The organism is Pseudomonas sp. W2Oct36, from assembly GCF_041060465.1.
GTDB lineage: Bacteria > Pseudomonadota > Gammaproteobacteria > Pseudomonadales > Pseudomonadaceae > Aquipseudomonas > Aquipseudomonas graminis_B.
The window spans coordinates 12,839-35,332 of record NZ_JAUERW010000011.1 but is presented as its reverse complement, the minus strand read 5'-3'; the positions used below and the strand labels follow the sequence as shown (position 1 = coordinate 35,332).

At 62.2% G+C, this 22,494-nt stretch carries 22 protein-coding genes; 15 read left to right on the top strand and 7 right to left on the bottom strand.

Translation table 11 applies throughout. The annotated features are described in order from the left end of the window. The first annotated feature begins 106 nt into the window (after positions 1-106). The 3 genes from QWI18_RS15645 to QWI18_RS15635 are packed head-to-tail and all read left to right on the top strand — an operon-like array spanning position 107 to position 1,783. Positions 107-469, top strand: a complete 363-nt coding sequence (locus QWI18_RS15645) for a CidA/LrgA family protein (protein WP_065988384.1) — start codon at positions 107-109, stop codon at positions 467-469. A gap of 2 nt (positions 470-471) precedes the next feature. Continuing rightward, positions 472-1,182, top strand: a complete 711-nt coding sequence (locus QWI18_RS15640; protein ID WP_192133651.1) for an LrgB family protein — start codon at positions 472-474, stop codon at positions 1,180-1,182. A gap of 10 nt (positions 1,183-1,192) precedes the next feature. Beyond that, a complete protein-coding gene (locus tag QWI18_RS15635) occupies positions 1,193-1,783 on the top strand; it encodes an LON peptidase substrate-binding domain-containing protein (RefSeq protein WP_369319217.1) in 591 nt (196 codons plus the stop codon). Between the two features lie 57 nt (positions 1,784-1,840). Here QWI18_RS15635 and QWI18_RS15630 read toward each other — a convergent pair whose 3' ends face one another. Together QWI18_RS15630 and QWI18_RS15625 are read right to left on the bottom strand one after the other, a co-directional pair. Further along, positions 1,841-3,157: a bifunctional DedA family/phosphatase PAP2 family protein gene (locus QWI18_RS15630; protein ID WP_369319216.1), complete on the bottom strand. Its 1,317-nt coding sequence runs from the start codon at positions 3,155-3,157 to the stop codon at positions 1,841-1,843. A 4-nt stretch (positions 3,158-3,161) separates the two neighbouring features. Beyond that, positions 3,162-3,845, bottom strand: a complete 684-nt coding sequence (locus tag QWI18_RS15625; protein ID WP_296306863.1) for a DNA-3-methyladenine glycosylase — start codon at positions 3,843-3,845, stop codon at positions 3,162-3,164. A 698-nt stretch (positions 3,846-4,543) separates the two neighbouring features. Between QWI18_RS15625 and QWI18_RS15620 the strand changes: the two genes are divergently transcribed. The 12 genes from QWI18_RS15620 (at position 4,544) to lipA (ending at position 16,084) form a co-directional block, all read left to right on the top strand. Further along, positions 4,544-5,818 (top strand): glutamate-5-semialdehyde dehydrogenase, encoded by a 1,275-nt coding sequence (locus QWI18_RS15620; protein ID WP_369319215.1) that lies wholly within the window; start codon positions 4,544-4,546, stop codon positions 5,816-5,818. 82 nt (positions 5,819-5,900) lie between these two features. Further along, positions 5,901-6,545 carry a nicotinate-nucleotide adenylyltransferase gene (nadD, locus tag QWI18_RS15615; protein ID WP_167355788.1) on the top strand — a complete coding sequence of 215 codons (645 nt, stop codon included), beginning with the start codon at positions 5,901-5,903 and terminating at the stop codon, positions 6,543-6,545. A gap of 66 nt (positions 6,546-6,611) precedes the next feature. Then, the gene (gene rsfS, locus QWI18_RS15610; protein WP_369319214.1) at positions 6,612-7,031 is read left to right on the top strand and encodes a ribosome silencing factor; all 420 of its coding nucleotides are present in this window, start codon (positions 6,612-6,614) and stop codon (positions 7,029-7,031) included. 9 nt (positions 7,032-7,040) lie between these two features. After that, positions 7,041-7,508, top strand: a complete 468-nt coding sequence (gene rlmH / locus QWI18_RS15605) for a 23S rRNA (pseudouridine(1915)-N(3))-methyltransferase RlmH (protein ID WP_065988377.1) — start codon at positions 7,041-7,043, stop codon at positions 7,506-7,508. A gap of 31 nt (positions 7,509-7,539) precedes the next feature. After that, positions 7,540-9,438: a penicillin-binding protein 2 gene (gene mrdA / locus QWI18_RS15600; RefSeq protein ID WP_065988376.1), complete on the top strand. Its 1,899-nt coding sequence runs from the start codon at positions 7,540-7,542 to the stop codon at positions 9,436-9,438. 31 nt (positions 9,439-9,469) lie between these two features. Continuing rightward, positions 9,470-10,573: a rod shape-determining protein RodA gene (gene rodA, locus QWI18_RS15595; protein WP_065988478.1), complete on the top strand. Its 1,104-nt coding sequence runs from the start codon at positions 9,470-9,472 to the stop codon at positions 10,571-10,573. Positions 10,574-10,590: 17 nt separating this feature from the next. Continuing rightward, a complete protein-coding gene (gene mltB, locus QWI18_RS15590; RefSeq protein ID WP_296306871.1) occupies positions 10,591-11,601 on the top strand; it encodes a lytic murein transglycosylase B in 1,011 nt (336 codons plus the stop codon). Further along, a complete protein-coding gene (locus tag QWI18_RS15585; RefSeq protein WP_065988374.1) occupies positions 11,601-12,644 on the top strand; it encodes a septal ring lytic transglycosylase RlpA family protein in 1,044 nt (347 codons plus the stop codon). The genes mltB and QWI18_RS15585 overlap by 1 nt, the downstream gene beginning before the upstream one ends. A 195-nt stretch (positions 12,645-12,839) precedes the next feature. Beyond that, positions 12,840-14,000, top strand: coding sequence for a D-alanyl-D-alanine carboxypeptidase family protein (locus QWI18_RS15580; RefSeq protein ID WP_192133526.1), 1,161 nt, complete (start codon positions 12,840-12,842; stop codon positions 13,998-14,000). A 98-nt stretch (positions 14,001-14,098) separates the two neighbouring features. Further along, positions 14,099-14,374, top strand: a complete 276-nt coding sequence (locus QWI18_RS15575; protein ID WP_065988372.1) for a DUF493 domain-containing protein — start codon at positions 14,099-14,101, stop codon at positions 14,372-14,374. Further along, the gene (gene lipB / locus QWI18_RS15570) at positions 14,374-15,021 is read left to right on the top strand and encodes a lipoyl(octanoyl) transferase LipB (protein WP_192133528.1); all 648 of its coding nucleotides are present in this window, start codon (positions 14,374-14,376) and stop codon (positions 15,019-15,021) included. The genes QWI18_RS15575 and lipB overlap by 1 nt, the downstream gene beginning before the upstream one ends. A gap of 1 nt (position 15,022) precedes the next feature. After that, positions 15,023-16,084, top strand: a complete 1,062-nt coding sequence (lipA, locus tag QWI18_RS15565; RefSeq protein ID WP_065988370.1) for a lipoyl synthase — start codon at positions 15,023-15,025, stop codon at positions 16,082-16,084. An 85-nt stretch (positions 16,085-16,169) separates the two neighbouring features. Here the strand turns inward: lipA and QWI18_RS15560 are convergent, their stop codons facing one another. From QWI18_RS15560 to leuS, 5 genes are all read right to left on the bottom strand, one after another. Continuing rightward, positions 16,170-17,507 carry a lytic murein transglycosylase gene (locus tag QWI18_RS15560; RefSeq protein WP_065988369.1) on the bottom strand — a complete coding sequence of 446 codons (1,338 nt, stop codon included), beginning with the start codon at positions 17,505-17,507 and terminating at the stop codon, positions 16,170-16,172. Between the two features lie 86 nt (positions 17,508-17,593). Beyond that, a complete protein-coding gene (arfA, locus tag QWI18_RS15555) occupies positions 17,594-17,752 on the bottom strand; it encodes an alternative ribosome rescue factor ArfA (RefSeq protein ID WP_037017982.1) in 159 nt (52 codons plus the stop codon). Between the two features lie 95 nt (positions 17,753-17,847). Then, positions 17,848-18,885, bottom strand: a complete 1,038-nt coding sequence (gene holA / locus QWI18_RS15550; protein WP_065988368.1) for a DNA polymerase III subunit delta — start codon at positions 18,883-18,885, stop codon at positions 17,848-17,850. 42 nt (positions 18,886-18,927) lie between these two features. Beyond that, positions 18,928-19,533: an LPS assembly lipoprotein LptE gene (gene lptE / locus QWI18_RS15545; RefSeq protein ID WP_065988367.1), complete on the bottom strand. Its 606-nt coding sequence runs from the start codon at positions 19,531-19,533 to the stop codon at positions 18,928-18,930. Positions 19,534-19,621: 88 nt separating this feature from the next. Beyond that, positions 19,622-22,228 (bottom strand): leucine--tRNA ligase, encoded by a 2,607-nt coding sequence (leuS, locus tag QWI18_RS15540; RefSeq protein ID WP_369319213.1) that lies wholly within the window; start codon positions 22,226-22,228, stop codon positions 19,622-19,624. Between the last annotated feature and the right edge of the window lie 266 nt (positions 22,229-22,494).

Genomic DNA, 22,494 nt, shown 5'->3' with positions numbered 1-22,494 from the left:
CACGCCGCACCGCGCGGGTCAACGTTCCCTCAACTGGCGAATGCCACCCCATAGGCAGAGCGGGTGGCGTGCCTATAATGTCGGCGCGAATCTGCTGGAGTTTTCTATGTTGCTAAGAGGCCTGACCTGGCTTGTGCTGTTCCAACTGATCGGAACCGCGCTCAATCACCTGTTTCTGTCGATCCTGCCCGGCCCGATCATCGGGCTGGTGCTGCTGATGATCTACCTGATGACCCGCGGCGAAGTCAGCGAACCCATCAGTTTGGCGGCCAGCAGCCTGCTGCGCTACCTGCCGCTGCTGCTGGTACCGCCTGCCGTGGGCGTGATGGTGTATGCGGACCAGATCGCCGAAGATTTCTGGGCGATCGTCGGCTCGCTGGTGATTTCTCTGATGGTCTCGCTGACCTTCGCCGGCTGGCTGATGCAGAAACTCATCGACCGTCAGGCCAATCGCCGGGAGCCATCATGAGTCTGGACTGGCACGGCGCCTGGCTGTCGGTGATTCATCACCCCTTGTTCGGCATCGCCATCACGCTGGGCGCTTATCAACTGGTGCTGGCCGGTTACGAGAAAACCCGCTGGGTGTTTCTGCAACCGGTGCTCATCTCCATGCTGGTGGTGATTGGCGTATTGGTGAGCTGCGGACTGTCCTACGTCGAGTACCGCAAGAGCACTGAAATCCTCAGCATTCTGCTGGGCCCCGCCACGGTTGCGTTGGCGGTGCCGCTTTATCTGAATCTGCGGCGCATCCGGCAACTGTTCTGGCCGGTATTGACTACGCTGGTGGTGGGTGGCGTGCTGGCCACCGGGCTGTGCGTGGGGCTGGGCTGGATGCTCGGCGCCGATCACATGATCCTGATGACCATGGCGCCCAAGTCCGTGACCTCGCCGATCGCCATGCTCGTCGCCGAGCAGATTGGCGGCGTGGCGGCGCTGGCCGCGGTGTTTGTGTTGATAACCGGGGTGATCGGCGGCATATTCGGCCCCGGTCTGCTGACCCTGGCGCGGGTAACCAGCCCGGAAGCGCGAGGCATGGCCCTCGGGCTGACGGCCCACGCGGTGGGTACGTCGGCGGCCCTGCAGGAAAGTGAGGAATGCGGCGCCTTCGCGGCGCTGGCAATGAGTTTGATGGGTGTCGCCACGGCCTTGTTCCTGCCGTTGGCGGTGTCTCTGGTTGCTTGAGGATGGGTTTATGTCGTTGCCGTTGTTTCCACTGAATGCCGTGCTGTTCCCGGGGTGCGTGCTCGATCTGCAGCTCTTCGAGGCGCGCTACCTCGACATGATTGGCCGCTGCATGAAGCAGGGCGAAGGCTTCGGCGTGGTCTGTATCACTGAAGGCAGTGAGACGGGCGACGTGCCGGACGGTTTCTCGCTGATCGGCTGCGAAGCACGGGTGACCGATTTCCAGAAGCAGGACAACGGCCTGCTCGGCATTCGCGTTGTTGGGGCTCGACGTTTTCGGGTGAAGCACTACAGCACCCAGCGCGACAACCTGCTGGTCGGCGAAGTCGAGTGGCTGGACGATCCCCAGGAGCAACCGCTGCAGGAAGAGGACGACGATCTGGTCGCGTTGCTCGCTGCGCTGGCTGAACACCCGATGGTGGCCGCGCTGAACATGGGCCTCACCGCCAGCGGTCAGCACTCGCTGGCCAATCAACTGGCGTACCTGTTGCCGTTCGCGGAAGAAGACAAGATCGAGCTGCTGGAAATCGAAGACGCCGAAGAACGGCTTGATGCGATTCAGGACCTGCTCGACGAAATGCAGGGCGACATGCAGGCCTGATGCTAGATGTTGCTCGCAGCCCGGCTCGTTACCCCGCCGGGCCGCATGCACGTCGCGTCAGTACTGGTAGCGGATCAAACCGTGGGGGAACGAGTGCAGACCGAACCCGCCGAACAGCGCCACCATCGCCGGCAGCACCAGCCACCACACCTTGATTGGCAGCGCCTCCAACGGCTTCTTGTTCTGCACGAAGGCAAGGCTCGCGGCGCAGGTGAAAAACGCCAGCAGCATCCCGGCCGTGACATCCGTCGGCCAGTGCACCCCCAGATACACCCGAGACATGGCGATCGCCAGCGCCGGAATCCCGCCCAGCAGCAGCCAGGTCAATCGCAGCCGAACCGGCTGACCCCGGCCGGCAAGCACCGCCAGCGACATGAATAGCGCAAACGAGGCCGAGGCATGTCCGCTCGGCATGCTGTAAGTCCCCAGGGCCTCCGTCAGGACCTCAGGCCGTGCGCGGGCGAAGGTGTATTTCATGCTCTGATTGATCAGCGCCGCGCCAAGGGTGGTGCCGATCACGAAGATTGCATGGCGCCATTGCCGCGTGACGACCAGCAGGATGGTCAGCAGGGCGGCCGCGCAGAACTGAGTCCGGAAATCCCCCAGGCCCGTCACCATCACCACGAAGTTCTCGGCTGCAGCGCTCCGGCTGGCCTGCACCACAGTCATGATGCCCTGATCGAAATCGGCCAGGTACGGCCAGCCCAGGAAAACGCTTGCCAGCAAAATGAAGCAGGTCAAGGCGATAACTTTCGTCGCGTAGGGCTTTTGTCGCAGGCTGCTTTGGATGCTGATGCCCAGCAGAAGCGCCAGCCCGCCGCCCACCACGGCAGCCTGGGGCCAGAAGTTTTCCGGCAGCGGCAGGCGGATCGCAGCACCGGTCGCCCAGCCCGGCAGAATATAGGCCACGGACCATCCGGCCGCGGCGATCAGGCTGACGCCGGCAAAGCGCACGAACGGCATGTCGCACATCCCGGCCACCATCGGCAGCATCGGGCGCAGCGGGCCGATGAAGCGGCCGACCAGCAGGCTGGCAATGCCGTAGCGCTGAAAGTAGGTCTCGGCGCCGCTGATCCACTCCGGGTGACTGCGCAGACCCGGCAATTGACGAATCCTCTGATGGAAGCGCCGGCCGAGGAAGTACGACACCAGGTCGCCCAGGATACCGCCGAGGAAGCCCAGCAAAAGCGCTTCGCTCAATGGGAGTATCCCGCTGCCGGCCAGTGCGGCAATCGCGAACAGCACAACGGTGCCGGGGACGACGATGCCGGCAATCGCCAGGCATTCGATGAACGCGACGATAAAAATCGCCGCGCCGAGCCAGGAAGGGTTGGCGCTTAGCCAAGAAGTGATGCTGTCGAGCCATGCGCCCATGGGTTCAGTTTCCTTGCTCGATGAGAATATAGTCGCGCCCTTCGACTTGCCCGCGTCTGATCGGGTTCCGTGTGCAGAAGCGGGCATAGGCGGCGTCAACGAACCGGTACATCAGGTGTTCGTCACGCCCGGCGGGAATGCCCAGGCGCGTGGTTTGAATAATCCGCGGCGGTCGCTGACCCACGTCCTCGACAAAGAGTTGCTCTTCATCGAAGCGCCTGGCGTCCCACATCGGCACTTTCAGGCCCAGCGCCTTGCACAGTAATGTCTGTCCAGCGCACAGCCGCTCGGGCGTGCGCACGTTGCCACTGGCGTCGGGATTGTTCAACAGCATGCGGGCGAGGGCGTTCTCATCGGACACCGCATCGACCCAGGGATAGGCCGATTTGATCAACACCGCATTGCCCGGGCCCTCCGCACTGAAATTCAGCGAATCACCGCCGCGGGCGTAATACATATAAATGTGCCCGCCTTCCAGAAACAAAGCCTTACGTTTTTCCGTGTAACCGAGGGACGCATGACTGCCTTTCTCGGCCACGTAATACGCCTCCGTCTCAATAATCCGGGCCGACAACCACACCCCGTCGACCTTGTGACGAATGACCTTGCCGAGTAACTCCCGGGCAAGCGTCTGCGCGTCGCGATGAAAAAAACTGTCCGGCAGGGCGCGTGGCGATTGGTCAGGCATAAACAAATGCAGTCAGAGAATGGACCGCGATCATATCAACATCGGCCTTAATTGGAGCTGAATGGGTGAGGGTGGGCGCGAAGCCGGGGACAGATTGATTTACGGTGAAGCGCTGTAAATAAATCAGTCCCCTACCAACGGGGAGCAGATCAAAAATCTCATTGCCCACACGTGCGCCTTCCCGGCTAAAGCCGGTCCCACTAAAAAGCATCGCGTCCCGCCAGTGAGACCGGCGGCGATCCCTGTAGGACCGGCTTCAGCCGGGAAGCTCTTGATCTGCCTAAACGCGCTTTTGATCTTGATCTCCATACACAAAAAGCCCAGACACCGCCAAACGCGACTTGGGTGCAGGCTGAACGCAGGTCTCGCGCAGTGGGCCGAGCCGCATGGATGCGGCGAGAGCGCCGTCAGGACATGGATGTCCGTTCCGCGCGGGCCCACGGAGCGAGACCGGAGTGAAGGAACCCTGACGAAGGAAGGGCCCAACCAGGAGCAGGCACCCTTGGTTACTTGGGGTGCTTTTCCAAGTAACTCGCCGAAGGCGAAACAGTTCCGCCGTTAGGCGGAATCCACGCTCGGTGGGCCTGGTTCACTGAACAAAACCTCCTTATTCCGACCATCCGCCTGTCGCCGCTGTCGTTCAGCACGCCCGACAGCTATAATCCGCCGCTTTCCCATTTGCCAAGACCCCCGAGACCATGACTGAGTCCGTTCTTGACTACATGACCCGCCTGGGTCGCGCCGCCCGCGAAGCCTCCCGCGTGATCGGCCGTGCCAGCACCGCACAGAAGAACCGCGCCCTCGCAGCCACCGCTGCCGCGCTGGACGCTTCCCGTGCCGAGCTGACCGCCGCCAACGAACAGGACCTCGCCGCTGGCCGCGCCAATGGACTCGAACCCGCTCTGCTCGAACGCCTCTCCCTGACCCCGGCCCGCATCGACAGCATGATCGCCGGCCTGCGCCAGGTCGCCAGCCTGCCAGACCCCATCGGCACCCTGCGCGACATGAGCTTCCAGCCCTCCGGCATCCAGGTCGGCAAAATGCGCGTGCCACTGGGCGTCGTCGGCATCATCTATGAGTCGCGTCCCAACGTAACCATCGACGCCGCCAGCCTCTGTCTCAAATCCGGCAACGCCACCATCCTGCGTGGCGGCTCCGAAGCCATACATTCCAACCGCGCCATCGCCGCCTGCATCCAGCGCGGCCTAGATGACGCAGGTTTGCCGGCCGCCGTCGTACAAGTCGTCGAAACCACGGACCGTGCCGCCGTTGGCGCACTGATCACCATGCCGGAGTACGTGGACGTCATCGTTCCCCGTGGAGGCAAAGGCCTGATCGAACGCGTCAGCCGTGACGCCAAAGTCCCGGTCATCAAACACCTGGACGGCATCTGCCACGTCTACGTCAGTGCCCATGCCGACCTGGCCGCTGCCCAGCGCATCAGTTTCAACGCCAAGACCTACCGGTATGGCATCTGCGGCGCGATGGAAACCCTGCTGGTCGATCAAGCTATTGCCGCAGAGTTTCTGCCCCCCATGGCCGCCCAGTTTCGCGAGAAAGGCGTCGAACTGCGCGGCTGCGAGCGCACCCGCGACCTGATCGATGTCTTGCCGGCCACCGAAGACGACTGGCACACCGAGTACCTTGCGCCGATCCTGTCGATCCGCATCGTCACCGGTCTGGACCAAGCCATCGAACACATCAATCACTACGGCTCGCATCACAGCGACGCCATCATCTCCGACTCGCAAGCCCAGACTCGCCGCTTCATGGCTGAAGTCGACTCGAGTTCGGTGATGGTCAACGCGCCCACCAGTTTTGCCGACGGTTTCGAATACGGCCTGGGCGCGGAAATCGGCATTTCGACCGACAAGATTCACGCGCGCGGTCCCGTGGGGCTTGAAGGCCTGACCTGCGAGAAATACATCGTCGTCGGCGATGGCACGCAGTTGCGCGGGCAGGGGCCGGTCTGACTTGGCCCACGTCGGTCAGGCTTCAGGCAGCGGCGCGCAGGCAATGGCCGATCCGATTGCGGTTCCGCTGAACACGGCACGGGTGCCACAGCGCATCGGCATACTCGGCGGCACGTTCGACCCGGTGCACATTGGCCACTTGCGTGGCGCACTGGAAGTTGCCGAACTGCTGGAACTTGATGAGCTGCGCCTGACGCCCAGCGCCCGACCGCCTCATCGCGACACGCCGAGCGTGTCGGCGCAGGACCGTCTGGCGATGGTGCAGTGCGCGGTCGCCGGGGTGCCACCCTTGACGGTGGATGATCGCGAGCTGTTGCGCGACAAGCCGTCGTACACGATCGACACGCTGGAATCGATGCGCGCGGAACTCGCCGCCGATGACCAGCTATTTTTATTGCTGGGTTGGGACGCCTTTTGCGGGCTGCCTTCCTGGCATCGGTGGGAAGAGTTGCTGGAGCACTGCCATATCGTGGTGCTGCAACGCCCGGACGCCGACAGCGAGTCCCCGGATGCGATGCGAAATCTGCTCGCGGGACGTGCCGTCAGTGATCCAAAGGCCCTCAAGGGGCCCGGCGGAAAGATTACGTTCGTCTGGCAGACGCCGCTTTCGGTGTCTGCCACCCAGATCCGTCAACTGCTGGCCAGCGGTAAGTCGGTACGTTTTCTGGTGCCAGACGCGGTACTGGCCTATATCGATACGCACGGGCTGTACCGTGCGTCGAACTGAAGGTGTGTTGCTACGCAGCCAAGTGCGCGAAGAAACGCCCAAACATACGAGTTAAAAGAGTTTTTTATGACTGACAAACGCGCTGTAAACCCAATCATCGAAGTGATCAGGGCTGCCCTGGAAGACGTCAAGGCCCAGGATATCCAGGTGCTGGACGTTCGTGACAAACAAAGCATCACTGATTACATGGTCATCGCGACCGGTACTTCCAATCGCCAGATCAACGCGATGCTCGACAAGGTCCGCGAAGAAGTCAAAAAGCAGGGCCTCAAGCCGCTGGGCGAAGAAGGCAAGGGCGACAGCGACTGGGTGCTGCTGGACCTGGACATCGCCATTGTTCACATGATGACCGCCTCCGCTCGCCAGTTTTACGACCTCGAGCGTCTGTGGGCCGGTGCCGAGCAGAGCCGTTCGGCCAGCGCTGCACACCACAGCCCGGAAAGCGCTCACGAGCATTTCGACAAGCTGAACAAAGACCAGGCCTAAGGCGTCGTTGTGCGTCTGCGTCTGATCGCTGTCGGTTCCCGCATGCCCAAGTGGGTGGAAGAGGGTTGGCATGAGTATGCCAAGCGTCTGCCATCCGAGCTGGCGCTGGACCTGGTGGAAATTCCGCTCAATACCCGTGGCAAGAACGCCGACGTGGCACGCCTCATCCGTCAGGAAGGCGAGGCCATGCTGGCGAAAGTGCAGCCGGGCGAGCGGATCGTCACGCTTGAAGTGCATGGCAAGCCCTGGAGCACCGAGCAACTGGCGGGCGAGCTCGATCGCTGGCGTCTGGATTCGCGCACGGTCAACCTGATGGTCGGCGGTCCGGAAGGGCTGGCGCCGGAAGTCTGTGCACGGGCCGAGCAGCGTTGGTCGTTGTCGCCACTGACGTTGCCGCACCCGCTGGTGCGCATCCTCATCGGCGAGCAGATTTATCGTGCCTGGACCGTGCTGTCCGGTCACCCTTATCACAAGTAGCGCCGCTGCCTTCACTGTGAACCTGCCCTAAATGTCTCAGCCGATCCGCCTGAAAGACCACGAAAAGGACGCACGCCTGGTGCGCAGCCGAGTCGTGGTCGGTGCAGTCGCGGTCGTCGTGCTGATCTGCGTGCTGATCGCGCGGCTGTATTTCCTGCAGGTCATCCAGTACGAGTACCACTCGACGCTGTCCGAGAACAATCGCGTTCACGTGCAGCCGATTCCGCCGAGTCGCGGGCTGATCTACGACCGCAACGGCGTGGTCATTGCCGACAACCGGCCGAGCTTCAGCCTGAGCATGACCCGCGAACGTTCCGGTGACTGGACCCAAGTGCTGGACACCATCGTTCAAGTGCTTGAGCTGACGCCGGATGATCGGATCATCTTCGAAAAACGCATGAAGCAGGGGCGACGGCCGTTCGAGCCGGTGCCCATTCTGTTCGAGCTGACCGAAGAGCAAATCGCCCGTATCGCCGTTAATCAGTTCCGGCTGCCGGGCGTTGAAGTGGTGGCGCAGCTGGTTCGTCACTATCCGCAGGGCGAGCACTTCGCCCACTCGGTGGGTTACATGGGGCGGATCAACGAGAAAGAGCTGAAAAGCCTCGATCCCGTGAATTACAGCGGCACTCACCACATGGGCAAAACCGGTATCGAGCGCTTTTACGAGCCCGAGCTGCACGGCCAGGTCGGCTACGAAGAAGTCGAAACCAACGCCCGCGGCCGCGTCTTGCGCGTGCTCAAACGGACCGATCCGGTGCCCGGCAAGGACATCGTCCTGAGCCTCGACATCCAGTTGCAGGAAGCCGCCGAAGCCGCGCTGGCCGGGCGTCGCGGCGCCGTGGTGGCGTTGGACCCAAGCACCGGCGAGGTGCTGGCGATGGTCAGCCAGCCGAGCTTCGACCCGAATCTGTTCGTCACCGGCATCAGCTTCAAGGCGTACTCCGAACTGCGAGATTCGGTCGACCGCCCACTGTTCAATCGCATCCTTCGAGGCCTGTATCCACCGGGTTCGACGATCAAGCCGGCGGTGGCGATTGCCGGTCTCGACACCGGCGTGATCACAGCGAGCACGCGGGTATTCGACCCCGGCTACTACATGCTGCCGAACTACGACCACAAATACCGCAACTGGAACCGCACCGGCGATGGCTGGGTGGATCTGGACACGGCGATCATGCGCTCCAACGACACCTACTTTTACGATCTGGCCCACAAGGTCGGGATCGATCGGCTGTCGGCCTACCTGAACAAGTTCGGCATCGGCCAGAAAGTCTCGCTGGACATGTTCGAAGAATCCCCCGGCCTGATGCCGTCCCGTGACTGGAAACGTGTCACACGGCGGCAGGCGTGGTTCCCGGGTGAAACACTCATTCTGGGGATCGGCCAGGGCTACATGCAGGCCACCCCGCTGCAGTTGGCCCAGGCCACCGCGCTGGTGGCCAACAAAGGCAAATGGAACCGCCCGCATCTGGCCAGGACCGTCGAAGGGCAGAAGCCGGTGGACCACAACCCGATGCCGGACATCGTCCTGCGTGATCCGTCGGACTGGGCCAAGGTCAACCACGGCATGCAGCAAGTGATGCACGGCGCTCGCGGCACCGCTCGCAAGGCCGCGATCGGTGCCCAGTACCGCATCGCCGGCAAGAGCGGTACGGCCCAGGTCGTGGCGATTCGGCAGGGCGAGAAGTACGACCGTTCGAAAGTTCAGGAACGCCACCGCGACCACGCCTTGTTCGTCGGCTTCGCGCCGGCCGACAGCCCGAAGATCGTCGTTGCGGTGATGATCGAAAACGGCGAGTCGGGATCGGGCGTTGCCGCGCCGGTGGTGCGGCAGGTCATGGACGCCTGGCTGCTTGATCCCCAGGGCCATCTGAAACCCGAATACGCCAGCAATGCACAGCCTCCGGAGACCGCGGCCCGTGAAGAGTAATTTCGACCGCATCCTGTCCAGCGAAGATGTGATGCGCCGTCGCGCCACGTTCCTGCAGAAAATCCACGTTGATGGCCCGCTGCTGATCCTGCTGCTGACATTGGCGGCGGGCAGTCTGTTCGTGCTGTATTCGGCCAGCGGCAAGAGCTGGGACCTGCTGATCAAGCAAGCAACCTCCTTCGGCATCGGCCTGGTGTCGATGTTCGTCATCGCGCAGCTTGAACCCCGATTCATGGCCCGCTGGGTGCCCGCCGCCTACGTGATCGGCGTTCTGCTGCTGGTGGCGGTGGACGTCATGGGCCACAACGCCATGGGCGCGACGCGCTGGATCAACATTCCCGGGGTCATCCGCTTTCAGCCCTCGGAATTCATGAAGATCATCATGCCGGCGACCATCGCCTGGTACCTGTCCAAGCGCACGCTGCCGCCGCACCTCAAGCACGTGGCGGTGAGCCTCGGGCTGATTGGTCTGCCGTTCATTCTGATCGTGCGTCAGCCAGACCTCGGCACCTCGCTGCTGATTCTGGCCTCCGGCACCTTCGTACTGTTCATGGCCGGCCTGCGCTGGCGCTGGATCATCAGCGTGGTGGCGGCAGCGGTCCCGGTGGCGGTGGGCATGTGGTTCTTCTTCATGCACGACTACCAGAAGCAGCGGATCCTGACCTTCCTCGACCCGGAAAGCGATCCGCTCGGCACCGGCTGGAACATCATCCAATCCAAGGCGGCGATCGGTTCGGGGGGCGTGTTCGGCAAAGGCTGGCTCATGGGGACGCAGTCGCACCTGGACTTCCTGCCTGAAAGTCACACCGACTTCATCATTGCGGTGCTCGGCGAGGAATTCGGGCTGGTCGGGATTTGCGCGCTGCTGCTGATCTATCTGTTGCTCATCGGCCGCGGGCTGGTGATCACCGCCCAGGCGCAGACGCTCTACGGCAAGCTGCTCGCGGGCAGCCTGACCATGACCTTTTTTGTTTACGTTTTCGTCAATATCGGTATGGTCAGCGGTCTGCTGCCGGTCGTAGGCGTGCCGTTGCCCTTCATTAGCTACGGCGGAACTTCGCTGGTGACGCTGCTGTCAGCGTTTGGTGTTTTGATGTCGGTCCATACGCATCGCAAATGGATCGCTCAGGTTTGATTAAGGTGAAGAACTCAATGCAAGTAGTGCGTGGCTGGGCTGCTCGATATGCGCCGCTGGTCGGTCTGATGGGCATCTTCGGCTCAGTGCAGGAATCACTTGCCGGTGACTATGACGGCTCTCCTCAAGTCGCCCAGTTCGTCAGCGAAATGACCCGCGATTATGGATTCGCGGGTGAACAACTGATCGATGTGTTCCGCGATGTGCAGCGCAAGCAGGCAATCCTCGATGCCATTTCCAGGCCTGCCGAACGCGTCAAACCGTGGAAAGACTATCGCCCGATGTTCCTCACCGACGCCCGCGTTGCCCGGGGCGTCGACTTCTGGCGTCAGCACGAGGCCGCCCTGGCGCGCGCCGAGCAGGAGTACGGCGTGCCCGCTCAGGTGATCGTATCGATCATCGGCGTCGAGACGTTTTTCGGCCGCAATACCGGGAATTACCGGGTGATGGACGCATTGTCGACCCTGGCGTTCGACTATCCCCAGCGCGCCGACTTTTTCCGCAAGGAGCTGCGCGAGTTCCTGCTGCTGTCCCGCGAACAGCAGGTCGATCCGCTGACGCTCAAAGGCTCCTACGCCGGGGCGATGGGCTTGCCCCAGTTCATGCCGAGCAGTTTCCGCGCCTATGCAGTGGACTTCGACGGCGATGGCCACATCAACATCTGGAACGACCCGGACGATGCAATCGGCAGCGTGGCCAGCTACTTTCAGCGTCACGGCTGGGTGGCCGGCCAGCCGGTTGTTAGCCGCGCGGACGTGCGCGGTGACCGCGTCGATCAGGGCTTGAGCCCGGGCATCGATCCGGTGAAGACTGTTGGGGAGTTGCGAGCGTTGGGCTGGGCGAGTCATGATGCGCTGCGCGACGACATGCCGGTCACGGCATTTCGCCTCGATGGCGACAAAGGCCCTGAATACTGGATGGGCCTGAAGAATTTTTACGCAATCACGCGATACAACCGCAGCGTGATGTACGCCATGGCCGTGCATCAACTGTCTGAAATGCTTGTTCAAGCCCGGGACGTCAAGTAATGCGGCCACTGCCGATGCACCAACCATTGAAACTGATGGCCTTCACGGCACTGACGTTGCTGATCGTCAGCTGCTCGACCAGCCGCCCGACGACAACGACGCAGCGGCAGCAGGGCAACGTCATTCGCTCGCAGCCCGGGCTGGATATCAACAGGGCGCACAAAGACGGCGCGCCCTGGTGGGACGTTGATGTGTCGCGCATCCCCGATGCCATTCCGACCCTGCACACCGGCCCGTACAAGGCCAACCCGTACACTGTGCTGGGCAAGACCTATTTCCCCCTCAGCGATTCCAGGACCTATTCCCAGACGGGAACGGCGTCGTGGTACGGCACCAAGTTCCACGGGCAAAATACGGCCAACGGCGAAGTCTATGACCTGTATGGCATGAGCGCGGCGCACAAGACGCTGCCACTGCCCAGCTATGTTCGCGTGACCAACCTGGACAACAACCGCACCGTGATCCTGCGGGTCAACGATCGCGGCCCGTTCTATTCGGACCGCATCATCGACCTGTCCTATGCAGCGGCGAAGAAGCTCGGTTATGCCGAAAACGGCACCGCACGGGTGAAAGTTGAAGGCATCGACCCTTCTCAGTATTGGGCGCAGCGCGGCAAACCGGCGCCGTTGATGCTGGATCAGCCGCAAGTGGCAAGCAGCAATCCGCCGCCTCGGCAGGCAGCGGCGCCGGTGATTACCGCATCGGCCGGTACGATCGAGCAATGGACGCCACCGCCGCAGCAACACGCGGCTCCGGTCACGCCCGTGCCGATTGACGCAAAAAAAAACGCTTCCGGACAAGCGTCTGGGCTGTTTCTCCAAGTGGGAGCCTTCGCCAACCCGGACGCTGCGGAACTCCTGAGGTCGAAATTGAGCGGGATGGTCCGCGCGCCGGTGTTCGTGAGTTCGATCGCGCGCAACCAACAGACGCTCTATCGCGTGCGGATGGGACCGGTCGACACGCCGGGTGAAGCCCAGCAGCTGCAAAACAGCGTAAGGTCGGCCAATCTCGGCTCGCCAAGCGTCGTCACGTCGGACCAGTAACGCTTTCATCAGCGATTAACGCCCCGGCAACGGAGGCGCGTTTCGCTGCCTGACCGACGACATGCCGACCGGGTTTGTCGTTGTCAGCAGCTTTTCACGGCACGTTCTGTAGAATGTGAACCCGTTTGCCGGGGTAGCCCGGCACCCGCTTTGCCCGCAAGGGCATGTTTGCCCATTAGCATTTTCGAGAGACGGATGAACATCACCAGCTTTGCAAAACGCCTTTGCCTGCTTATCCCGCTATTCACCACGCCTGCCGTGTTTGCGGTCGAACAGATGACGCCATCGCCACCGCAACTGGCTGCCAAGGCTTATGTGCTGATGGACGCCAACAGTGGCAACGTTCTGGTCGAAAACAATGGCGACCAGCGCCTGCCACCGGCCAGTCTGACCAAGCTGATGACCGCCTACATCGCCACGCTGGAAATCCGTCGTGGCCAGATCGGCGAAAACGACCCGGTGACCGTCAGCGAAAACGCCTGGCGCACCGGCGGTTCGCGGATGTTCATCAAAGTGGGCAGCCAGGTCACCGTCAGTGACCTGCTGCACGGCATCATCATTCAGTCGGGTAACGACGCCAGCGTTGCGCTTTCCGAGCACATCGCCGGCAGCGAAGACGCCTTCGCCGACCTGATGAACAAGACCGCTGCCGACCTGGGTATGGTCAACAGCCACTTCATGAACCCGACCGGCCTGCCGAACCCTGATCACTACGCCACCGCCCATGACATGGCCCTGCTGGCGCGCGCGATCATCCACGAAGACCCGGCGCACTACGCGATCTACTCGCAGAAAGAGTTCTTCTGGAACGGCATCAAGCAGCCAAACCGCAACCTGCTGCTGTGGCGTGACAAGACCGTCGACGGTCTGAAAACCGGTCACACCGAAGAAGCCGGCTACTGCATGGTGTCCTCGGCCGTGCGTGATGGCATGCGTCTGATTGCTGTCGTGTTCGGCACCAACAGCGAGCAAGCTCGTGCTGCCGAAACCCAGAAGCTGCTGACCTACGGTTTCCGTTTCTTCGAAACCCAGACCTTCTATCAGAAGGGCACCGAACTGGCTCAGGCGCCGGTCTGGAAAGGCACAGAGCGTCAAGTCAAAGCCGGTCTGGCTGAAGACCTGACCATGACCATGCCAAAAGGCGAGCTGAAGAAGCTGGCCGCGAGCATGACCATGAATCCACAGCTGGTTGCGCCGATCGCCAAAGGCGACGTCATCGGCAAGGTTGAGGTCAAGCTGGACGACAAGGTCGTGCACAGTGCCAACCTGATCGCTCTGGACGCCGTCGAGGAGGGTGGTATCTTCCGCCGCCTGTGGGATAGCATCCGCTTGTTCTTCTACGGTCTGTTCAACTGATCAACGATTGATCAAACGCTGACCGTTGCTCCGTACGCCCCCGTCGCCGATCGCGCCGGGGGCCTGTCCGTTTTCCGGCTTACGAGGCCGTTACTGCCATGACAGATACCGAAGTAAAAGCGCCAAAAATCGAATTTCCCTGCGCCGACTATCCCATCAAGATCATCGGCGACACGGGCGTGGGCTTCAAAGACAAGGTCATCGAGATTCTTGAGAAGCACGCCACCGTCGATATGAAAACCCTGGCCGAGCGCCAGAGCAGCAACGGCAAGTACACCACCGTTCAGCTGCACATCATTGCCACCGGGCAAGACCAGCTTTACGACATCAACAGCGAATTGCGGGCCACCGGCTTCGTGCACATGGTGCTGTGATGGGTGCTGCTCTGGGCTTTCGTGAACTCGGTCTGACCGACTACGAGCCCACCTGGCAGGCCATGAAACGCTTCACCGACGGCCGCGACCGCGAAACCGCCGATGAGGTCTGGCTTGTGCAGCATCCGCCTGTCTTCACCCAGGGCCAGTCCGGCAAGCCCGAGCATTTATTGCTCCCGGGGGATATCCCGGTGGTGCAGGTCGATCGCGGCGGCCAAGTGACTTATCATGGCCCCGGCCAACTGGTAGCGTATCTGCTGCTGGACGTGCGCCGTCTGGGCTTTGGCGTTCGCGACCTGGTCACCCGGATCGAACACAGCCTGATCGACCTGCTGGCCGGTTATGGTGTCACCGCCGCAGCCAAGGCTGATGCGCCAGGGGTCTACGTCGACGGCGCCAAGATTGCCTCACTGGGGCTGCGCATCCGTAACGGCTGTTCGTTTCATGGCCTTGCGCTGAACGTCGATATGGATCTGGACCCTTTTAAACGGATAAATCCCTGCGGGTATGCGGGGCTGGCAATGACCCAGCTGCGCGAACAGGCAGGTCCGATTGAATTTGCCGAGGTTAGTGCCCGGCTGCGTGCGCAGCTCGTCAACCACCTCGACTACGCTGAGCAGACGACCCTAACGGGCGGAATCGATTGATATGACTACTGCGTATGAGGCAGCTGACACTGTCGTGAATACAGAGAATGCCGTACAAACCCTGATCCCGACGGTGAACGTGGCCACGCCTGAGCGTGTGGCGCGTCCTAAAGTGGAAGCCGGCGTGAAGCTGCGCGGCGCCGAAAAAGTCGCGCGCATCCCGGTGAAGATCATTCCGACGGTCGATCTGCCGAAGAAGCCGGACTGGATTCGTGTGCGTATCCCGGTCTCGCCGGAAGTCGACCGCATCAAAGCGCTGCTGCGCAAGCACAAGCTGCACAGCGTGTGCGAAGAGGCGTCCTGCCCGAACCTGGGCGAGTGCTTCTCTGGCGGCACCGCGACCTTCATGATCATGGGCGACATCTGCACCCGTCGCTGCCCGTTCTGCGACGTCGGCCATGGCCGTCCGAAGGCGCTGGACACCGATGAGCCGAAGAACCTCGCCGTCGCCATCGCTGACCTCAAACTCAAGTACGTCGTGATCACTTCCGTGGACCGTGACGACCTGCGCGATGGCGGCGCTCAGCACTTCGCCGACTGCATCCGCGAAATCCGCCTGCTGTCGCCGAACGTCCAGCTGGAGACCCTGGTCCCGGATTACCGTGGCCGTATGGACATCGCGCTGGAAATCACCGCCGCGACGCCGCCAGACGTCTTCAACCACAACCTGGAAACCGTACCGCGCCTGTACAAGGCCGCGCGTCCGGGTTCGGATTACCAGTGGTCGCTGACCTTGCTCAAGCGTTTCAAGGAAATGGTTCCCCACGTGCCGACCAAATCCGGGCTGATGCTGGGCCTGGGCGAGACGGATGAAGAAGTCATCGAAGTCATGCAGCGCATGCGCGAGCACAACATTGACATGCTGACCCTGGGTCAGTACCTGCAACCGTCGCGCAACCACTTGCCGGTGCAGCGCTTCGTGCACCCTGACGTATTCGACTGGTTCGCCGAAGAAGGCTACAAAATGGGCTTCAAGAACGTCGCCTCCGGCCCGTTGGTCCGCTCCTCGTACCATGCGGACGAGCAAGCCAAGCTGGTCAAGTCGCTGCTCACGGCGGGTTGATCACGGCGTCGCTGACGCAGAAAGCAAAACGGGCCGGATAGAAATATCCGGCCCGTTTTTTTGTGTTGCGTTTCATTCTGCGCAGTTACGGCTGGCGTAACTGCTGCAGCAATTCCTGGGTCGGGTACCCGTCCGCCGGCCAGCCAAAGGATTGCTGCGCGCTGCGAATCGCCTTGCGCGTGTTGGCGCCGATGATCCCGTCCGGCGCGCCTGCGTCGTACTGTCGGGCCGAGAGCAGCGTCTGCAGCTCGATACGCTCGGTGCGGCTCAGCGGACGATCACCGCGCGGCCAGCTTCCCTGCACATAACCGCCGCCGCTGAATCGTTCGGACAGCAAGCCGATCGCCATCGCATAGGACGACGAGTTGTTGTACTTCAGGATGGCGCGGAAGTTATCCATCACCAGAAAGGCCGGGCCTTTATAGCCCGCAGGCAGCAGCAAGGCGGCTTGCTGTTGCAGCAGATTGGCCGGCAGCGCAGAGCCGCTCGGCAGCTTCAGGCCCAGCTGCTGCCATTCGCCGATGGATTTGCGCGTTGAGGCGTCCGCCAGGGCGTAGTCAAACCCCTGAGCCAGCTGCACTTCGAATCCCCAGGGCTGGCCTTTCTGCCAGCCCGAGCTTTGCAGGTAATGTGCAGTGGAGGCCAGTGCGTCGGTGGGGGAGTTCCAGATATCACGGCGACCGTCGCCGTCGAAATCCACCGCGTGGGTGTTGTAGGTCGTCGGTATGAACTGCGTCTGGCCCATGGCGCCAGCCCAGGAGCCCAGCATGCTCGGCGCATCGATGTCGCCGTGCTGAATGATCTGCAGCGCGGCGATCAGTTGATCCTGGGCGAACTGTGGTCGGCGTCCCTCATAGGCCAGCGTCGCCAGCGAGCGAATCACCGACTGCGTGCCCTGGAACTGACCGAAGCTGCTCTCCATCCCCCACACGGCGACCAGTGCCTGGCGATCGACGCCATAACGCTGCTCGATGGCGCTCAGCGCGTCGGCGTATTGATTGAGCAGGGCCTGACCCTTGCGTACACGCACGGCGGACATTGCGCCGTCGAGGTATTCCCACACCGGACGACTGAACTCCGGCTGGCTGCGATCGGCCTTGACCACGCTCATGTCCGGCGTGACGCCGGCAAATGCGTTATCAAACACCTCCGGGCGCACACCCGCGTTCAGCGCGAGAGCACGAAACTGGCTCTGCCACTCGCTGAAGGTCATTGCGGGCTGGATTTCAAAGTTACCGTCGTCAGGTTGCGCAACAGCGCCGGAGGGCACGGGCAGACTTTTGACGACTTGCGCCGCGGGTGCGGCCTGGAGCGGGGTGGCAACGGCAGCGGTAGGCTGCTCGGCACAGGCGACCAGCGCGAAGAGGCTGGAAGCGGCGATCAACTGGCGGAGGTGCCAGCGACGGGGAAAGCTTGGGGGCATTCTGGGGTCCACAGGGCTAAACCGGAAGGTGCAGACCTTAACATGCCGGCCCTGTCGGTGGGGCGTCAGTCAGTAACCTGAAGTTTTCAAGCCGCCATAACGGAAGAAGCCTCCCAGCTTTTAGACTGGAAGGCTTCGCGGCGGTAGCTGCCTTTGCCCTTGCCGGGTTGTTCCTGACGGCTGCGGAACAGTGGCTGGGCGATGATGGATTTGGCCTTGTTCGGCCGCTTTTTGGCTTTGCTCATGGCGTTCTCGCTCAAGTGGTGGGGTGGAGCAGCGGGGATATTCTGCCAGTTAGGCGCCGCTGTCCAATTAACCTGAGCTATCGAAACGTTACAGATTATTCCGCCGGCAATGCCAGCCGTTGCCCCGCCATCAGCAGCGTCAGACGACTGAGGCTGCTCCAGACCGATCCCTGGGCCTGGCCTTTGATCTGCGCGTCGATGTGTTGGGCGTCCATCAACAACTGGCCCCAGCGTCGCGCCGAGTGGCGTTGCAGGGCTTTGCTCATCAACGGCTTGCGCTTGTCCCAGATGGGCGGACGCGCCTGGCTGAAGGCTTTGTCCAGCGGGATGCCCTGACTGAACTGCAACGCCAGATTGGCCAGCACGCGAAGCTCGCGGGACAGCGCCCAGAGAATGACCGGAGGCTCGACGCCTTCTCCGCGCAGGCCTTCGAGCATCCGCAGCGCGTGGGCCGCTTCGCCGTTGAGGATGGCGTCAGTCAGACCGAAAACATCGAAGCGTGCGCTGTCGGCCACCGCCGCCTGCACGGTCTCGACCGTGATCTGGCCTTCTTCGGCCATCAGCTTGAGCTTTTCGATTTCCTGCGCAGCGGCGAGCAAGTTGCCTTCAACCCGCGCCGCGATCAGTTCGATGGCGTCCGGGGTCGCTGCGAGGCCGGCCTGTGACAGGCGCTGACGAATCCATTGCGGCAACTGGCTGGCGTCCACCGGCCAGATCTGCACGAACTGTGTCTGCGGCCCTTCGACCAGCGCTTTGCCCCATTTGGTTTTCTGCGCCGAGCCGTCGAGCTTGGGCAGGCTGATCAACAGCAGCGTGTCTTCGGCAGGGCGGCCGCAGTATTCCAGCAGTGCGGCGGCGCCTTTGTCGCCGGGTTTGCCGGACGGCAGGCGCAACTCCAGCAGCCTGCGCTCGGCGAACAGCGACATGCTCGCGCCCGCCTGAAGCAGGGTGCCCCAGTCGAAGCTCGAGTCTGCGCTGAACACCTGACGTTCGTCATAGCCTTGCTGGCGCGCAGCCGCACGGATGGCGTCGCACGCCTCCTGACATTGCAGCGGGTCATCGCCGCTGACGATGTAGACAGGCGCAAGCGCACCTTGAAGGTGTTTGGAAAGCTGGGCGGGGGCGAGTTTCATGGGTCAGAAAAGATCAGGGCCGGCGAACCGGCCCCGACGCCGTCACTTGGACGGGATTTCGATAGGCGACTGCTGTGGCGTCTCGTCGCGAATGCGCTGAGCAGCGGCTTCGGCATCCGCCTGGGCGCGGGCAGCGGCGTCGGCTTTGGCTTGCAGCTCGTCAAGGCGCTGAGGTGTCAGCTGCTGCAGACGGGCCAGCACTTTCTGCACGAGGTCAGTGCGCATTTCCTTACGGATCTGATCGGCTTCCTGGTCAGAGCCGATCAGGTTGTTGCCGTCATGGACAAAGACTTTCTGCGACTGCACGGAGTCATCAAGCAGCAGAACATCTTTGCTGCCGTGAATTTCGTACTTGAGCACGGTGGTCAGCTCGTATTCGGCGGAGCGACCGGAGCCGGCGTAGCTCGCCGTGCGCTGGGCTTCGTCTTCACGGGCGATGAACAGCTTGTACTGGGCGCCGGTGTAGACGTGCACGCCGCTGTTGGTCAGGGTCTGACGCAGCTGGGTGACGACGTCGCCGTAAGCGTCGCGCGCGCTCACGTCCAGTTCCTTGATCGACAGGGCGTTGGTGCCGGTGCCGCGCAGCTGGAAACCGCAGGCGCTCAGCAGAACCGCGAGTCCCATTACCAGCAGATTGCGTTTGATCATCTTGTTGCTCCCTTGAATCCGTTAGAACCCGGCATCCCGGGTTCTTGAAATTTATGCGGGGCCTGCAGACAGGCGCCCGATGATTGCGTCAGCTGGCGACGATATTAACCAGTTTGCCCGGCACCACGATGACCTTGCGGATCGTCAGGCCGTCGATGAAGCGCAGCACGTTTTCGTTGATCCGTGCGGCAGCCTCGACTTCCTCGCGGGTGGCGCTGGCCGGCATCTCGATATGGCCACGCAGCTTGCCGTTGACCTGAATCACCAGCTGCAACGTGTCCTGCACCAGTGCCGAGTCATCCACCACAGGCCAGCCGGCGTCGATGATTGGACCTGAGTGGCCCAGCGCCGCCCACAATTGGTGGCTGATGTGCGGGGTGATCGGCGCCAGCAGCAGGGCGACCGTCTCCAGACCTTCCTGCAACAGCGCGCAGTCCTGAGCCGACACCTGCGGCGCTTTTTCCAGGACGTTCATCAGCGTCATCACCTGAGCGATAGCGGTGTTGAATTTGTGGTGCTGGCCCACGTCCTGACCTGCCTGCTTGATGGCCAGGTGGATCGAGCGGCGAATGGCCTTCTGGTCGTCGTTCAGCGCGGTTTTGTCGAGTGCGCCTGCAGCGCCCGCCGTCACGTGAGCCTGCGCCAGACGCCAGACGCGCTTGAGGAAGCGATGGGAGCCTTCCACGCCGGAGTCAGACCACTCCAGGCTCATGTCAGGCGGCGAGGCAAACATCATGAACAGGCGGCAGGTGTCGGCGCCGTACTGGTCGATCATCGACTGGGGGTCGACGCCGTTGTTCTTCGATTTCGCCATCTTTTCGATGCCGCCGATTTCAACCGGCTGGCCATCGGCAATCAGCTTGGCGCCGATAATCTTGGCCTTGCTGTCGCGTTCGAACTCGACATCCGCCGGGTTGAACCAGGTTTTGCTGCCGTTGGCTTCCAGACGATAGAACGTCTCGGCCACGACCATGCCCTGGGTGAGCAGGTTCTTGAACGGCTCGTTGGAGCTGACCAGGCCTTCGTCGCGCATCAGCTTGTGGAAGAAGCGCGCGTACAGCAGGTGCAGGATCGCGTGTTCGATACCGCCGATGTACTGATCAACCGGCAGCCAGTGGTTCGCGGCCTTCGGGTCGACCATGCCGCCTTCGTAATGAGGCGAGGCATAGCGGGCGAAATACCACGAGGACTCGACGAAGGTGTCCATGGTGTCGGTTTCGCGCTTGGCCGGCGCACCGCAGGTCGGGCAGCTGCACTCGTAGAACTCGGGCATGCGCGCCAGCGGTGAGCCCGCGCCGTCCGGTACCACGTCTTCAGGCAGCTTGACCGGGAGTTGATCTTCCGGGACAGGCACGTCGCCGCACGTGTCACAGTGGATGATCGGGATCGGGCAGCCCCAGTAGCGCTGGCGGCTGATGCCCCAGTCGCGCAGGCGGAACTGGGTGCGTGAGTTGCCCAGTTCTTTCTTGAGCAGCGCGGCTTCCATGGCGTCGAACGCGCCGGTGAAGTCCAGGCCGTCGAACTCACCGGAATTGATGAGCTGGCCGTGCTCGCCGTACGCGTCCTGCCAAGGCGCAGGGGTTTCATCGCCCGCGCTGGTGCGCACAACGGCTTTGATCGGCAGGCTGTACTTGGTGGCGAACTCGAAATCGCGTTCGTCGTGTGCAGGCACGGCCATGACCGCACCGTCGCCGTAATGCATCAGCACGTAGTTGGCGACCCACACCGGGAGCTTCTCGCCGGTCAGCGGGTGTTCGACGAACAGCGAGGTCGGCAGGCCTTTCTTTTCCTGGGTAGCGACGTCGGCTTCGGCGACGCTGCCGCTTTTGCATTCGTTGATGAACGCTTGCAGCTCGGGATTATTCTGCGCGGCCAGGGTCGCCAGCGGGTGCTCGGCGGCAACGGCGACGTAGGTCGCGCCCATCAGGGTGTCGGGGCGGGTGGTGAAGACTTTCAGGGTGCCGGCTTCGCCGATGGACGCCTGGTCGTACGGGAACTGCACTTCCATGCCGCGGGATTTGCCGATCCAGTTGCGCTGCATGGTCTTGACCTGTTCAGGCCAGCCCGGCAACTCGTCGAGGCTCTCCAGCAGCTCATCCGCGTAGGCGGTGATCTTGAAGTAGTACATCGGGATTTCGCGCTTTTCGATCACCGCGCCCGACCGCCAGCCGCGCCCGTCGATGACTTGCTCGTTGGCCAGGACGGTCTGGTCGACCGGGTCCCAGTTCACGGTGCCGTTCTTGCGGTAGATCACGCCTTTTTGGAACAGGCGAGTGAACAGCCATTGTTCCCAGCGGTAGTAATCGGGTTTGCAGGTGGTGATTTCGCGGGACCAGTCGATCGCCAGACCCAGGCTCTTGAGCTGGTTCTTCATGTAGGCGATGTTTTCGTAGGTCCACTTGGCGGGGGCGACGTTGTTCTTCATCGCGGCGTTTTCCGCCGGCATGCCGAACGCGTCCCAGCCCATCGGCTGCAGCACGTTTTTGCCTTGCATGCGCTGATAGCGGGCGATCACGTCGCCGATGGTGTAGTTGCGCACGTGACCCATGTGTAGCTTGCCGCTGGGGTAAGGGAACATCGACAGGCAGTAGAAGGTGTCCTTGCCTGGCTGTTCACTGACTTCAAAAGACTTTTGCTCGTCCCAGAAGGTCTGGGCGGCGGCTTCGATTTCGCGGGGCTGGTAGAGTTCGTGCATGGCTACTTTTGGCTGAAATGAGTGACCCTTGACCGCTTCTCGGCGTGACCGGATCAGGAAGCCTTCGCATGCCAGACGGGGCCGTCCGCATTGCGATGCATCCATGCCCGGTTGGGCGGAAGTGGATTTACAGGAAGCGCCGTAGCATACATGAGGCTACCAAGCCGAGGGAAACCCTGATTGCGTGCTCAAGACTCGGCATCTGCGGCATCCGCCGTTGGTCGCGGCATCGCGCCGGTTTTTGCAGTGGCGCTAAGCTCACTGAC

Bases quoted from the DNA above. Each gene is read 5' to 3' on its own strand.
- QWI18_RS15585 (WP_065988374.1), top strand. From the start codon at position 11,601: ATGCGGCCACTGCCGATGCACCAACCATTGAAACTGATGGCCTTCACG.
- mrdA (WP_065988376.1), top strand. From the start codon at position 7,540: ATGTCTCAGCCGATCCGCCTGAAAGACCACGAAAAGGACGCACGCCTG.
- QWI18_RS15625 (WP_296306863.1), bottom strand. From the start codon at position 3,845: ATGCCTGACCAATCGCCACGCGCCCTGCCGGACAGTTTTTTTCATCGC.
- QWI18_RS15645 (WP_065988384.1), top strand. From the start codon at position 107: ATGTTGCTAAGAGGCCTGACCTGGCTTGTGCTGTTCCAACTGATCGGA.
- QWI18_RS15560 (WP_065988369.1), bottom strand. From the start codon at position 17,507: ATGCCCCCAAGCTTTCCCCGTCGCTGGCACCTCCGCCAGTTGATCGCC.
- QWI18_RS15575 (WP_065988372.1), top strand. From the start codon at position 14,099: ATGACAGATACCGAAGTAAAAGCGCCAAAAATCGAATTTCCCTGCGCC.
- lipB (WP_192133528.1), top strand. From the start codon at position 14,374: ATGGGTGCTGCTCTGGGCTTTCGTGAACTCGGTCTGACCGACTACGAG.
- lptE (WP_065988367.1), bottom strand. From the start codon at position 19,533: ATGATCAAACGCAATCTGCTGGTAATGGGACTCGCGGTTCTGCTGAGC.
- mltB (WP_296306871.1), top strand. From the start codon at position 10,591: ATGCAAGTAGTGCGTGGCTGGGCTGCTCGATATGCGCCGCTGGTCGGT.
- lipA (WP_065988370.1), top strand. From the start codon at position 15,023: ATGACTACTGCGTATGAGGCAGCTGACACTGTCGTGAATACAGAGAAT.
- rsfS (WP_369319214.1), top strand. From the start codon at position 6,612: ATGACTGACAAACGCGCTGTAAACCCAATCATCGAAGTGATCAGGGCT.
- QWI18_RS15580 (WP_192133526.1), top strand. From the start codon at position 12,840: ATGAACATCACCAGCTTTGCAAAACGCCTTTGCCTGCTTATCCCGCTA.
- arfA (WP_037017982.1), bottom strand. From the start codon at position 17,752: ATGAGCAAAGCCAAAAAGCGGCCGAACAAGGCCAAATCCATCATCGCC.
- leuS (WP_369319213.1), bottom strand. From the start codon at position 22,228: ATGCACGAACTCTACCAGCCCCGCGAAATCGAAGCCGCCGCCCAGACC.
- holA (WP_065988368.1), bottom strand. From the start codon at position 18,885: ATGAAACTCGCCCCCGCCCAGCTTTCCAAACACCTTCAAGGTGCGCTT.
- rodA (WP_065988478.1), top strand. From the start codon at position 9,470: ATGCGCCGTCGCGCCACGTTCCTGCAGAAAATCCACGTTGATGGCCCG.
- QWI18_RS15635 (WP_369319217.1), top strand. From the start codon at position 1,193: ATGTCGTTGCCGTTGTTTCCACTGAATGCCGTGCTGTTCCCGGGGTGC.
- QWI18_RS15620 (WP_369319215.1), top strand. From the start codon at position 4,544: ATGACTGAGTCCGTTCTTGACTACATGACCCGCCTGGGTCGCGCCGCC.
- QWI18_RS15630 (WP_369319216.1), bottom strand. From the start codon at position 3,157: ATGGGCGCATGGCTCGACAGCATCACTTCTTGGCTAAGCGCCAACCCT.